12 protein-coding genes are annotated in these 12,983 nt (G+C 64.1%); 5 read left to right on the top strand and 7 right to left on the bottom strand.

What is annotated here, in order from left to right; all coding sequences use genetic code 11:
* Positions 1-163 precede the first annotated feature (163 nt).
* The 3 genes from NPS29_RS00060 to NPS29_RS00050 form a co-directional block, all read right to left on the bottom strand.
* Complete coding sequence (locus NPS29_RS00060; RefSeq protein WP_274129953.1) at positions 164-1,507, bottom strand: MFS transporter; 1,344 nt, start codon at positions 1,505-1,507, stop codon at positions 164-166.
* Between the two features lie 48 nt (positions 1,508-1,555).
* Positions 1,556-2,476, bottom strand: coding sequence for an SMP-30/gluconolactonase/LRE family protein (locus NPS29_RS00055; RefSeq protein ID WP_274129952.1), 921 nt, complete (start codon positions 2,474-2,476; stop codon positions 1,556-1,558).
* An 83-nt stretch (positions 2,477-2,559) separates the two neighbouring features.
* A complete protein-coding gene (locus NPS29_RS00050) occupies positions 2,560-3,237 on the bottom strand; it encodes an RraA family protein (RefSeq protein WP_274129951.1) in 678 nt (225 codons plus the stop codon).
* A gap of 211 nt (positions 3,238-3,448) precedes the next feature.
* On the opposite strand from NPS29_RS00050, the gene NPS29_RS00045 reads away from it, so the two are divergent.
* Together NPS29_RS00045 and NPS29_RS00040 are read left to right on the top strand one after the other, a co-directional pair.
* The gene (locus NPS29_RS00045) at positions 3,449-4,426 is read left to right on the top strand and encodes a hydroxyacid dehydrogenase (RefSeq protein ID WP_274129950.1); all 978 of its coding nucleotides are present in this window, start codon (positions 3,449-3,451) and stop codon (positions 4,424-4,426) included.
* 75 nt (positions 4,427-4,501) lie between these two features.
* Positions 4,502-5,827 carry an MFS transporter gene (locus NPS29_RS00040; protein ID WP_274129949.1) on the top strand — a complete coding sequence of 442 codons (1,326 nt, stop codon included), beginning with the start codon at positions 4,502-4,504 and terminating at the stop codon, positions 5,825-5,827.
* A 40-nt stretch (positions 5,828-5,867) separates the two neighbouring features.
* Here NPS29_RS00040 and NPS29_RS00035 read toward each other — a convergent pair whose 3' ends face one another.
* The 4 genes from NPS29_RS00035 to NPS29_RS00020 all read right to left on the bottom strand — a co-directional run bounded on the left by NPS29_RS00035 (position 5,868) and on the right by NPS29_RS00020 (position 10,360).
* Positions 5,868-6,560 (bottom strand): IclR family transcriptional regulator, encoded by a 693-nt coding sequence (locus tag NPS29_RS00035; RefSeq protein WP_274129948.1) that lies wholly within the window; start codon positions 6,558-6,560, stop codon positions 5,868-5,870.
* A gap of 46 nt (positions 6,561-6,606) precedes the next feature.
* A complete protein-coding gene (greB, locus tag NPS29_RS00030) occupies positions 6,607-7,086 on the bottom strand; it encodes a transcription elongation factor GreB (RefSeq protein WP_274129947.1) in 480 nt (159 codons plus the stop codon).
* Positions 7,087-7,166: 80 nt separating this feature from the next.
* Positions 7,167-9,677 (bottom strand): ABC transporter permease, encoded by a 2,511-nt coding sequence (locus tag NPS29_RS00025; RefSeq protein ID WP_274129946.1) that lies wholly within the window; start codon positions 9,675-9,677, stop codon positions 7,167-7,169.
* Entirely contained in the window at positions 9,677-10,360 is a 684-nt protein-coding gene (locus NPS29_RS00020; protein ID WP_274129945.1) for an ABC transporter ATP-binding protein, read from the bottom strand. Before NPS29_RS00020 ends, NPS29_RS00025 begins: the two co-directional genes overlap by 1 nt.
* 10 nt (positions 10,361-10,370) lie before the next feature.
* Here NPS29_RS00020 and NPS29_RS00015 point away from each other — a divergent pair, with 10 nt between their 5' ends.
* From NPS29_RS00015 to NPS29_RS00005, 3 genes are all read left to right on the top strand, one after another.
* Positions 10,371-10,976, top strand: a complete 606-nt coding sequence (locus tag NPS29_RS00015; protein WP_274129944.1) for an arylesterase — start codon at positions 10,371-10,373, stop codon at positions 10,974-10,976.
* Between the two features lie 169 nt (positions 10,977-11,145).
* Positions 11,146-11,439, top strand: coding sequence for a hypothetical protein (locus NPS29_RS00010; RefSeq protein WP_274129943.1), 294 nt, complete (start codon positions 11,146-11,148; stop codon positions 11,437-11,439).
* A gap of 151 nt (positions 11,440-11,590) precedes the next feature.
* Entirely contained in the window at positions 11,591-12,559 is a 969-nt protein-coding gene (locus NPS29_RS00005; RefSeq protein ID WP_274129942.1) for a L,D-transpeptidase family protein, read from the top strand.
* Positions 12,560-12,983: the final 424 nt, after the last annotated feature.

Here is a 12,983-nt window from a genome sequence, read left to right as displayed (position 1 = left end):
GATATTTCAGAAATAATTTCGTACCCCTTCAAACGAGGGTGCGTGTGAAGCGGCGTGATGGTCGGACAGCGGCTGGAAAAAACAGAGGCGGGCGGGAATTCGATCAGTTTCGAGTCTGGCAAAAGTCGACCGCCTCCAGGTGGAGGCGATCATGGGGTCAGGATCAGTGCGTTGCAGTGGGTTGAAGCGGCGGGGTAGATACAGGCTTGCGCCGCGCCGGGTCACCCAGCCACAGCATCAGGCAGGTGCCGATCATCAGGATCGACGCCACGGCATAGAAGGGGCCTGAATAGGACTGGGTGGCGTCCTTGATCAGCCCGATCATGAACGGCCCGACAAAGCCGCCCAGATTGCCGATGGACACGATCAGCGCCAGCCCGCCCGCTGCCGCGCGGCCCGTGAGGAAGGTCGAGGGGATGGCCCAGAACGTTGCCTGGAAACACAGGATGCCGGCCACCGCGCAGGCCAGGCTTGCGATCTTCAGCACCGGCGCGTCGATCAGCGCCGCACTCACCAGCGCCAGCGCGGCGAAAGCCAGGGCGCTGACCACGTACGGCAGGCGCTGCTTGCTGCGGTTGGCCAGGCGTGCCCAGAGCGTCATGCTGATGGCGCCCAACACATAGGGCAGCGCGGCGACCAGGCCAACGGTGCTGTTCTGCATTCCCAGGCTCTTGATGATCTGCGGCATCCACAGTCCGATGCCGATGGAGCCGACGATGCAGCAGAAGTTGATCGCCGCCAGCACGAAGACCTTCGGGTTGGTCAGCGCGCCGCGCAAGGTGTTGCCATGGGAGGCACCGATGGCGGCCTGCTCGCTGCTCAGCCGCTCGGACAGCCAGGTTTTTTCCCGCTCACTCATCCAGCGCGCCTTGGCCGGGGAGTCCACCAGCACGAACAGGCAGGCAATCCCCAACAGCACTGCGGGCAGGGCTTCGGCCACCAGCAGGAACTGCCAGTTCTTCAGGCCCAGGATGCCATGCATGTCCAGCAGCCAGCCGGACAGGGGCGATCCGAAGATATTGGCCACGGGAATGCCCAAGAGGAATGTGGCGGTGGCTTTTGCCCGCCACTTGCCGGGAAACCAGTAGGTGAAATACAGGTACACGCCGGGCGTGAAACCGGCCTCGGCCAGACCCAGCAGGAAGCGCATGATGCTGAAGCTCACGGGGCCTGTGGCGAAGGCGGTGCCGATGGAAATCAGGCCCCAGGTGATCATGATCCGGGCAATCCAGATACGTGCGCCGAAACGCTGCATCAACAGGTTGCTGGGGATTTCGAAGATGAAATAGCCGAAGAAGAACAGGCCGGCCGCCCAGCCGAACCTCGTGGCGGTCAGGCCCAGGTCCTTGTTCATGCTGATGGCGGCGAAGCCGACGTTGGTGCGGTCCAGGTAGCTGATGACATAGCAGGCAAAGATGAAAGGCAGGATGCGCAGCATCACGCGGCGCAGCAGCTTTTCACCCTCGGCATCGGACAGACCGGGGAGGGCCGGGTTTTCTCGGGTCATGGCGTCACTTCTTCTTGTCGTTGTTATGGGGGACTGCGGTGCCGGTGGTCAGCTATGGGAATACATGGCCAGGCCCGGCACGGGCGTACGGACTTGCAGGATGGAGCCGGTGTGCGATTCGGTAATGAACAGCGTTTTGCCGTCTGCACCGCCGAAGGCCAGGTTGGTATTGCTGATGCCTTCGCACGACACGATGCGCTGCAGTGGCTCGCCAACCCTGGACAGCCGCCAGACCGAGCCGAAGCCGGTGTGGGCGATGTACAGGTTGCTGTCGGCGTCCAGCGCCAGGCCGTCCGGACCGCCCAGGCCGCCATGCAGTTGGGCGAACACCCCGACTTTGCTGATGATCGAGCCGTTGCCCAGCGGAATGCGCCAGATCTGCTGGGCGCGGGTCACGGCGATCAGCAGGTGATTGAGCTTGGGGTCGTAGACGATGCCGTTGGGGCTGGGCACGGTATTGAGCAGGCACGTCAGGTTGCCCGCAGCGTCGAGTTTGTAGACGCGCCCGGTGGGATCCTGCAGCCCGGTCTGGCCCTGGTCGGTGAAATACATGTCGCCGTTTGGCGCGAACACCAGGTCGTTGACGCCCTTGAAACCTTCGGAGCCGGCCGATTCGAGAAACGGCTGAATGTGGCCGGTGGCGGCGTCCAGCACCATGATTCCGCGTTTGTAATCGGTGATGAAAATGCGGCCGTCGCGGTGGATCTTCAGGCCGTTGGGCCAGCCATCGTACTCACAGACCAGCGTCCACTCGCCTGCGGGAGAAATGCGGAAAATCCGCCCGTAGGGAATGTCGGTGACGTACAGGTTGCCGTCGCGGTCGAACGACGGCCCTTCCAGGAACGAATCGATCAACTGGCCCTGGCGGTTGCCGTCTGCCCAGGCCGTGCGGCGCGGATTGCGAAAGTGCTCGGGCAAGCGGGTGAATACGGTGGTTTCGACGATCTGTGGAGCGGGAAAGAAGCTCATGGCGGCTCCTGCTGCAATCAAGGGGCGTGGCGGGAAGGTGGCGATGCATCACGGGGTGCCAGGCAGGCACCCCGTGGCGGCCGTCATTGCGGCAGGGCGCAACCTTTCTGCTGGAGGGATTTGAGGACCCAGCGGCGGTCGTTTTCGCCGCGGGCGATCTGCTCCAGCTGCTTGACCTCGGCCGCGTGCTTGGCGTGGGCGCGGTCGTACACAGCCGCCACCTCGTCATAGGGCACGCAGAGCAGGCCGTCGTCGTCACCGATCACCAGATCCCCTGGCTCGATGACCATTCCGGCGATCGCAATCGGTACGTTGACCTCGCCCGGACCGTCCTTGTACGGGCCGCGATGGGACACGCCAGCGGCGAACAGCGGGAAGTCGCCAGCGCCAATGTTGGCGGCATCGCGGATCGCGCCGTTGATGACGATGCCGGCCACGCCGCGCTTGACCGCGTAGGCCACCATCATCTCGCCGATCAGGGCGTTGCTCAGGTCGCCGCCGGCATCGACGACGATCACGTCGCCCGGCTCTGCGATGTCGATTGCGTAATGCAGCATCAGGTTGTCGCCCGGGCGCGCCTTGACCGTCAAGGCAGGGCCTGCCAGCACGCCGGCGCGGTGCATCGGACGCAGGTTGGCGCCACCTGCGGTCATGCGGTTCATCGAGTCGCTGACATTGGCCACGGGCACTTCACGAAACCGTGCGACCCACTCCGGGCTCACTTTGCGCTGGGCTTGCAACACTCGAAATCCGATTGTCATGGGCATTCTCTCTTGAAATTGTGCTATGCCGCCGGCTGTGATCGCCGGGTCTGAAAATAGAATTACATTTCATAAATCGAATATCAACGGTCTTTGTTAGGGGATTTGATAGGTGGTAAGCAGCCTTAATTTTTAATATTGCAACGGCGTTTCATTGTGATAGGGTGTTTTTAGGCTCGCTGAGGGCCAGCCATAAAAACAAGGTGACACCATGACTCGCAAAATCCTCCTGACCGGCCTCGTGCTGGCTCCCGATGCAATGGCGCTGGCTGCCTCCAGAGGCGTCACCGTGATTCCCACCACGCCCTACATGCCCGCCGAGCAGATGGTCGAAACCCTCAAGGCCGAGCAGCCAGACGCCATCGTGGTGCGCACCGGCAAGCTGACGCGGGAGATGATCGACGCCAGCGCGAACCTCAAGATCATTGCCAAGCACGGCGTGGGCTACGACACCATCGACATCAAGGCTGCGGCCGAGCGCAAGGTGCCGGTCACCATTGCAGTGGGCGCCAATGCACAATCGGTGGCCGAGCACGCTTTCGCCCTGATGTTCAGCGTCGCCCGGCGCACCGCCTGGCTCGACGCACGGGTGCGAGCCGGGCACTGGGACAAGGCCACTGCCAATGGCACCGAACTGTTCGGCAAGACCCTGGGTCTGGTGGGGCTAGGCGCCATCGGCAGTGTGCTGATGGACCTGGTCGCGCCGCTGCGCATGCAGGTCAAGGTGTATGACCCCTATCTCAAGCAACTGCCGGCGCGCGATCATGTGAGCCGTGAGGAGAACTTCGAGCGTCTGCTGCAAGAGTGCGATGTGATCAGCCTGCATTGCCCGCTGACCGACGCCAACCGCAACCTGTTCAGCAGCGAACAATTCGCGCTGATGCGTCCCGGCAGCCTGCTCATCAATACCGCCCGTGGCGAGCTGATCGACACCGCAGCGCTGGTTCAGGCCCTGTCCAGCGGGCAGATCGGCGGCGCCGGGCTCGACACCTTCAACCCCGAGCCGCCACCGGCCGACAGCCCGCTGTGGGGCCTGGTGAACCTGGTGGCCACTCCCCACGTGGGCGCCAACACCCTGGAGGCCCGTGAACGTGTGGGCCTGGTGGCCGTGCAGCAGATTCTCGATGCCCTGGATGGCCACGCGCTGGATCCGCGCTGTGTGGTCAATCGCCAGTTGATCGACGAATGAACGCAGCTCGCCGTCCCGGGACGGCGAGCTGGCAAGCCGGCGTCATCTCCACAACAATAAGCACAGGAGAACCCCATGAATGTGAAAGCAGAGGTCAGTGAACTGGAGCAGGCAACGATGCGCCGCGTGGCGTGGCGCCTGCTGCCGTTCCTGATCGTGTGTTACCTGATCGCGATCATCGATCGCGGCAACATCGGCATGGCTTCGCTGCAGATGAACCATGACCTGGGCCTGACCCCGGCGGTGTTCGGTCTGGCCAGCAGCCTGTTTTTCGTGTCGTACTTCCTGGTCGAGGTGCCGAGCAACCTGGCGCTGCAGCGTTTCGGCGCGCGGGTCTGGATTGCGCGGATCATGATTACCTGGGGGCTGGTGTCGGCCGGCACCGCGTTTGTCGAAGGCGCGAACTCGCTGTACATCATGCGGTTTCTGCTGGGTGCGGCCGAGGCGGGGTTCTTCCCGGGCGTGCTGCTGTACCTGACCTACTGGTTGCCATCGGCCTACCGTGCGCGGATGGTCGCGATCTTCATGGTGGCGATTCCGGGGGCGAACTTCCTCGGCTCGCCACTCTCGGGTTATCTGCTGACGCTGGACGGCATGTTAGGCATGCGCGGCTGGCACTGGCTGTTCATTCTGGAAGGCATTCCGGCGGTGCTCCTGGGGATCGCCTGCCTGTTCGTGCTGACCGATCGCCCCGACCAGGCCAAATGGCTGGCGGACGATCAGCGCGAGTGGCTGGTGAACCGGCTGGCCCAGGAGCGCGCGCAGAAAACCCAGATCGGCCATATCTCGCTGTGGCAACTGCTCAAGCACAAGGACATCTGGGCGATGGTGCTCATCTATACCGGCGCGTCGGCGGCCGGCAGCACCATGAGCGTGTGGGCGCCGCAACTGCTCAAGACCTTCCATCTGGACAGCCTGCAGATCGGCCTGATCAACGCGATTCCTTATGGTCTGGCGTCGTTGTTCATGATCCTGTGGGGGCGCAGTTCCGACCGTCGCAACGAGCGGCGCTGGCACACTGCAGCCACGCTGTTCCTGATCGCGGCAGGTCTGCTGCTGGCGCTGGTGACCTCATCGCTGGTCGCCACCGTGGTGCTGCTGTCGATGGTGTTGATCGGTGCGTATTCGATGAAGGGGCCGTTCTGGGCGCTGGCGTCGAGCTGGATGTCCAGCAGCACGGCGGCGGCGGGGCTGGCGGTGATCGGCGCCTGGGCCAACCTGTTTGGCGGCGGCCTGATGGTCAACGTCTACGGCGCGATTCATGGCGCCACCGGCAGCTACGCCCTGGCGCTGATTCCGCTGGCCTTGCTGAACCTGGCCGCCGGCACCATGGTGCTGGTGCTGGGCCGCAAGCATCAGCGCAATCAGGCTCAGGGCGCCAACCCGGCCAGCGTCGGCTGACCGTTTCTTCTCGCCACTGGCCAGGCTGGGCGGGGGATCCTTACTGGATCCGCCCACCCAGGCTGCGCGTCAGATCTTCTGCCACTTCCATGAACACCGCCCGCAGCGAGTCGGCTCGCTCGGCGTTCAGACGGCCGGCAGGTCCGGACACCACGATCGCACCCATCAACTCCTGCTGCGCACCGAAGATCGGCATGGCCATGGACGCCGAGTGAGGGTCTGTGATGCCTGCCGAATAGAAGGGTTCGGGATGCTCGGCGGCCCGTGCGAAGCTGCAACGCAGCGCCTCGGCACTGGCGGCGCCGTCCATGGGGCGGATGTCGCCGGGCTGCAGGTGCAGGCGCAGACGGTGCGGGGAGTTCACCCGGTACTGGCACATGCGGTAGGCGCCGTGGCGCACGTAGAACGAGGCGGTTTCTCCGGTTTCGTCGCACAGCCGGTGCAGGCGTGGCAGGACGTGTTTTTCGAGGTCCAGCGACTCCTGATACACCGCGTTCAGGCGCATCACTTCACTGGCCAGGGTGTAGCGACCGTCCGCCAGGCGATTGACGAATCCGAACGTCTCCAGCGAAACCATCAGCCGCATGATCGTGCTCTTGATCAGGTCGGTGCGCTCGGCCAGTTCCACCAGGGTCAGTGCGGTATCGCCGGTGCGGAAAGCCGTCAGCACGGTCAGCACTCTGTCGGCGGATGCCACCCCGTTCACGGCGGGACGCGGTTTGGTCTTGACCATCAATTGCTCCTCGGTAACGCCGCGCGTCGACTGGCGGCGTTCAATTTCAAGCGGGTTTTTCGTAGGTGATGCTCAGCACGTACCAGAGTGCCTCTCCGGTCGGCGTCTGCACCGAGAATTCCTCGTCCACCTGCTTTTTCAGCAGGGCGCGGGCCATGGGCGAGTCGATGGAGATGTAGTCCATGCGGCCATAGATTTCGTCGTAGCCGACGATGCGAAAGCGCTTGGTTTGGCCGTCTTCATTTTCGATCTCGACCCACGCACCGAAGAACACCCGGCCTTCCTGTTCCGGGGCGTAATCGACCACGCGCATGTCTTCCAGACGCTTGCGCAGGTAGCGCACGCGGCGGTCGATTTCGCGCAAGAGCTTCTTGTTGTACTGGTAGTCCGCGTTCTCGCTGCGATCGCCCAGGGAAGCCGCCCATGCGACCTTCTGGGTGATTTCCGGACGGTAGACGCGCCACAGGTGATCGAGTTCTTGCTTGAGGGCGGTGTGGCCTTCACGGGTACAGATGTTGGTGCTCAAAGGACTTCTCGGTGGTGAAGGGAGTGCTCCATGCACGATGCCGACATCTTTGCTGTCGGCATCGTCAGGGTCAAGCCTCCTCAGCCTTCGCGCAGCACCGTCAAGGGGCTGGCGTTGAGCGCGCGGCGAGTGCCGAACACGCCTGCGGCGCCCACCAGCAACGCGCCGATCAGCGGCAACAGTAACAGCCAGGGGTGCGGATGCCACTGCAGGGAAAAGGCGTAGCGGTACAGCACGAAACTCACCAGCTCGCAGCCCAGTGCCGCCAGCACGCCGCTGACTGCACCCAGCAGGCCGAACTCGATGCGCCGGGCTCGGGTCAGCAGGGCGCGGTTGGCACCCAGGGCCCGCAGCAATGCACCCTGGCGGATGCGTTCGTCCAGCGTGGCCTGCAAGCCGGAGAACAACACCGCAAGGCCCGCGGCGAGCACGAACAACAGCACGTACTGCACCGCCAGGGTCACCTGATCGAGGATGCTGCGCAGTTGCTCCAGCAGCGCCTCCACTTGCAGGATGGTCACGGCAGGGAAGGCGCGGGACAGCTCGACGATCTGCTGGTCGTTGCCGGGAGCCAGATAGAAGCTGGTGAGGTAGGTGGTCGGCACGTCCTTGAGGGTGCCGGGCTGGAAGATCATGAAGAAGTTGGGCTGGAAGGTGTCCCAGTTGATGTCTCGCAGGCTCGTGACCTTGACCTCGTGGGTCGCGCCGCCGATCACGAAACTCAGGGTGTCCCCCAGCTTGATCTCCAGGCTTTTCGCCAGCTTGGTTTCCACCGAGACGCCCGGTATGCCTTCAGCCGGCGCCTGTTGGTCGTTCCACCATTGGCCCTCGGTGATGGTGTTGCCTTCCGGCAGGTTGGCCGCCCAGGTCAGGTTGAGGTCGCGCTGGGTGGCGTTTTCACCACGGGAGTCCTTGGTGACGAACTTGGTCACCGGCTCGCCATTGATGCTCATCAGCCTTCCCGGAATCATCGGGTACAGCGGCGCGGCGTGGGTCGAAAGACGGCTCATGCGCTCGCCGAAGTTGTCGCGCTCGGCGGGCAGGATATTCAGCGCGAAGTAGTTGGGGGCGTCCTTCGGCAACTGGTTTTGCCAGGTATCGAGCAACTCGCCGCGCAGCAGGGCGATCAGCCCCATCGACAGCAGGATCAGGCCAAAGGCCAGGGATTGCCCGGCAGCTGCCATGGGGTGACGCAGCAACTGGCCCAGACCCAGCCGCCACGGCAGTGACGCGCCTGCCAGCAGGCGGCGCAGGCTTTGCAACGCCAGCAGCAGAATGCCCCCCAGGATCAGCGCTGCGACCAGGCCACCGCCGAGCAGGGCGAAGGTCAGGATCAGGTCCAAGCTCAGGCGCCACATGATCAGGCCCAGCGCCAGCAGCGCCGCGCCGTACACCAGCCAGCTGCTGGCCGGGATCGGCAGCATGTCGCGGCGCAATACCCGCAGTGGCGGCACACGCCCAAGCGCTGCCAGTGGCGGCAGGGCAAACCCGGCCAGCGCCACAAGGCCCGTACCGATGCCTGCCACTGCCGGCAGCCAGCCTCCAGGTGGTACGGCGGCGGGAAGCAGGTTTTCCAGCAAGTAGAACAGCCCCAGTTGCGCAAACCAGCCGAGCAGGGCGCCGGTGACGCTTGCGGCGATGCCGAGCATGGCCAGTTGCAGGCTGAATAGCACCAGTGCCTCGTTGCGTGACAGCCCCAGGCAGCGCAGCAGCGCACTGGCGTCGAAACGGCGGACCGCAAAGCGCGCCGCCGACAGGGCCACGGCCACACCGGCCAGCAACACTGCCACCAGGCTCGCCATGTTCAGGTACCGCTCGGCCTTGCCCAGCGCGCCGCCGATCTGCTGGTTGCCGTCACGGGCGTCGTCGATCTTCTGGTTGGCGGCAAGTGCAGGCTCGATGGCCTTGCGATACGCCGCCAGGTCCTGCGGCGTGCCGCGCCACAGGTCGCGGAAACTGACGCGGCTGCCCGGCTGCACGACCTTGGTGGCTTCAAGGTCGGCCATGTTGATCATCACCCGGGGCGTCAGGCTGTAGAAGTTGCCGGCGCGGTCGGGCTCGTAGGTGAGCACGCGGGTGAGTTTCAGGCTGGTGGAGCCGACGTCGATGCTGTCGCCGACCTTGAGGTTCAAGGCGACCAGCACTCGCGCTTCGGCCCAGGCCTCTCCGGGGCCGGGCTCGCCGCCGCTGGTTTCGGGCTGGTAAGGCGCATCGGCGCTTTTCAATTCGCCTCTGAGCGGGTAGGCGGCATCCACCGCCTTGACGCTGGCCAGCTGGATGCCGTTGTCGGTGGCGACCACGCTGGAAAAGATCACGATCTGCGAGTGGTCCAGCCTGAGCGCCTTGCCGGCCTCGATCTGCTCGGGCTTGGCCGGCGTGGAGCCACTGAGGATCAGGTCCGCCCCCAGAAATTCCGTGGCCCGCAGCAGCATGGCGCTGTTCAGGCGCGAGCCGAAATAACCAATGGCGGTACTGGCGGCCACGGCGACCACGAGTGCGAAAAACAGCACGCGCAGCTCGCCGGCGCGGGCATCACGCATCAGTTGGCGGGCGGCGAGGCTGAGCAGGCGGGCGAACGGCAGGCGTGCCATCAAGGCTCCATGGGGGTGACCAGACGGCCACCTTCAAGACGGATCAAGCGCCGGCAGCGATGCGCCAGGCGTTCATCATGGGTGACCAGCACCAGCGTGGTGTTGCGCTCCTGGTTCAGTTCGAACAGCAGGTCACTGATGCGCTCGCCGGTGTGGCTGTCGAGGTTGCCGGTGGGTTCGTCGGCGAACAGTACGTCGGGGTCGGCGGCGAAGGCGCGGGCAATCGCCACTCGTTGCTGCTCGCCGCCAGAGAGCTGGCGTGGGGTGTGGGTCAGGCGCTGGCCCAGTCCGACCCGCTCCAGCAGGTGCCGGGCCTGTTCGCGGGCGTCTTTGCGGCCTTCCAGCTCCATGGGCAGCATGACGTTTTCCAGGGCATTGAGGCTGTCGAGCAACTGGAACGACTGGAACACGAAGCCTACGTGTTCGGCGCGCACGCGGGCGCGCTGGTCTTCGTCGAGCTCGCTGAGGTTGCGCCCTGAAAGGGTGACCGAACCTGTGCTCGGCAGATCCAGCCCTGCCAGCAGCCCCAGCAGGGTCGACTTGCCCGAGCCCGAGGCGCCGACGATGGCCAGGGTGTCGCCCTTGTTCAGTTCCAGCGAGAGTTCGTGCAGGATGGTCAGGTCACCTTCGGTGCTGGGGACCACTTTGTTCAGGTTCCGGGCACTGAGAATACTTTCGCTCATGGAGAATCCGATGCGTGCGTGGTTATTGAGTGCTGGCCTGGGTTTGCTGCTTGTGTGTCAGGCAGCGACAGCAGGTACGGTGCTGATCGTTGGGGATAGTATCAGCGCGGCTTTCGGCCTGGATACCCGCGTCGGTTGGGTCAGCCTGCTGGAAAAGCGCCTGGCAGAGCAGGGCTACAAGGATAAAGTGGTCAATGCGTCGGTCAGCGGCGATACCAGTGGTGGCGGCCAGGCGCGGCTGCCGGCGCTGCTTTCCGAGCACAAGCCGGACCTGGTGATCCTCGAACTGGGTGGTAATGACGGCCTGCGTGGGCAGCCACCTGAACAATTGAAACAAAATCTTGCGTCGATGATCGACAGCGCTCGCGCCGCCGGTGCCAAGGTGCTCTTGCTAGGCATGCAGATCCCGCCCAACTACGGCGCGCGGTACACCCAGGCGTTCAAGCAGGTGTATGTGGACCTGGCCGAGCAGAAGAAGGTGGCGCTGGTGCCGTTCATGCTCGAAGGGGTGGGCGGGGTGCCTGAGTTGACCCAGGCGGATGGGTTACACCCGGCGGCGAATGCGCAGCCCAGGTTGCTGGATAACGTCTGGCCGCAGTTGAAGGCGTTGCTTTAGGGTTGGCTCTGGATTCTTACGTTGTTGCCCGCGACCAGGCCCGAAGGGCACCACAGTCGCAATCCCAAGCCAACCCAGAAAACACCCCAACCCCGAAAAATAAAGGCCTCCAGCCCTTTTCTGGACCGGGGCTTTCGGCTAAGGTTGCGCCCCCGATCTGGAGCCCCCGATGCGCCGTCCTGCCTGGTCCCTGTTTGCCTACCAATTGATCGAGCCCGATGAGCAGCTCGACCTGTTCGCGTGCCAGGAAGTTCGTGTGCATCTGGCCGCCCGGCAACTGGAACTGGCCGGTTCGGCCGACCGCACCCTGTGCGGCTCGCTCCTGCCTGCCCAGCCGCGCTGGTCGGCGGTCGAGCAGGCGATCTACAGCGACGAGCGACTGTGCCCGCTGTGCCGCGCGATCATCGACGCCCAGCGCCGGGGCTGGCAGCCCATCTGGCCGGAACTGGACCAGACGGTCTGAAATATTCCTCCTGGCCGAGCCCCTGATTCGACGTCACCTGAACCGCAGGTGAACGTGCAGCCTTGCAAGCCGTCGTGCCTACTCCCGAAGGGGCGGGCGGGCGTGTACAATCTCGGCCATTCAAGCCTTCCGTTACCCAAGGATTCCCCGGATGTTGTCGCGCATTCCAGCTTTCGCCCGCTGTCTGTCGCTTGCTGCACTGTGTGCGGCCGGCCCTATCTCCGCCCTGGAGTTCCCGTTGCCTCCTCCCGGCGAGGACATCATCGGCCAGGTGCAGACCGTCACCGCCAAATACGAAGACACCTTCGCGGACCTGGGCACCAAGTACGACCTGGGCTATCTGGAAATGATCGCCGCCAACCCGGGCGTCGACGCCTGGCTGCCGGGTGCGGGCACCCAGGTGATCCTGCCAACCCGTTTCATCCTGCCGCCAGGCCCGCGTGAAGGCATCGTCATCAACCTGGCCGAGTACCGTCTGTACTACTACCCGAAGGGCAAGAACGTGGTGTACACCTTCCCGCTGGGTATCGGCCGCGAGGGCTGGGGGTCGCCGATCTCCACCACCAAGGTGACCGCCAAGACCCCTAACCCGACCTGGACGCCACCGGCATCGGTCAAGGCCGAGCACGCGGCCGACGGCGATATCCTGCCTAACGTGGTGCCGGCCGGCCCGGATAACCCGCTGGGGCCGTTCAAGTTCGGCCTGGGTATCCCGGGTTACCTGATCCACGGTTCGAACAAGAAGTTCGGTATTGGCATGCGTACCAGCCACGGGTGCTTCCGCATGTACAACAACAACGTGCTTGAGATGGCGGGGATGGTGCCGGTCGGCACGCCTGTGCGGATCATTTCCGAGCCGTACAAGTTTGGTGTGAGCGGTGGCAAGGTCTATCTCGAGGCGCATACGCCGCTGGACGAGAGTGGCAATCCTTCGGTGGTGGACAAGCATACGGCGGTGATCAATGCGCTGCTCAAGCGTGAGGATCTGGCCAATAGTCTGCGGATCAATTGGGATGAGGTGCGGGATGTGGTGGCTGCCGAGGACGGCATGCCGGTCGAGATCGCGGTGCCGGGGAATGCGGCTCCTGTTGTCGGCGGGGCGCCTGTTACCCTGCAGTAGTCTCGCTCTCTGGAGTTTCTCTGATCTGATCGTTCCCACGCTCTGCGTGGGAATGCCTTGGGTGACGCTCTGCGTCTTTTGTGTGACTTGGGGATCGGGTGTATATCCGGTATCTCGGGTGGTGCGGGATGCTCCTTCCGCCCTTACGGCGGGTCACTTTTTCCAAGAGCTGAAAAAGTAACCAAAAAAGCCCTGCGACAGGCTGGGGTCCTTCGGACTTCCCTCGACACCGGCGTCGTTCCGGGGGCACGCCATGATGGGCCATCCATGGCCCGCACGGCTTTCGCGGCATCCCTGCCGCTCATCCCCCTCCACGACGCCTGCGCTCGGCCTGGCGCCTTGACGTCGCATTCTGCGGCGCCTGTGTCATCGCGCATGAAGATCAAAAGCCAGATCAAAATCTAAAGCACGCCACCGTCCCGTA

The sequence above is a fragment of the Pseudomonas putida genome, from assembly GCF_028682175.1.
Lineage (GTDB): Bacteria > Pseudomonadota > Gammaproteobacteria > Pseudomonadales > Pseudomonadaceae > Aquipseudomonas > Aquipseudomonas putida_AD.
The sequence above is the reverse complement of the archived record's forward strand: the minus strand, read 5'-3'. Positions and strand labels throughout refer to the sequence as shown.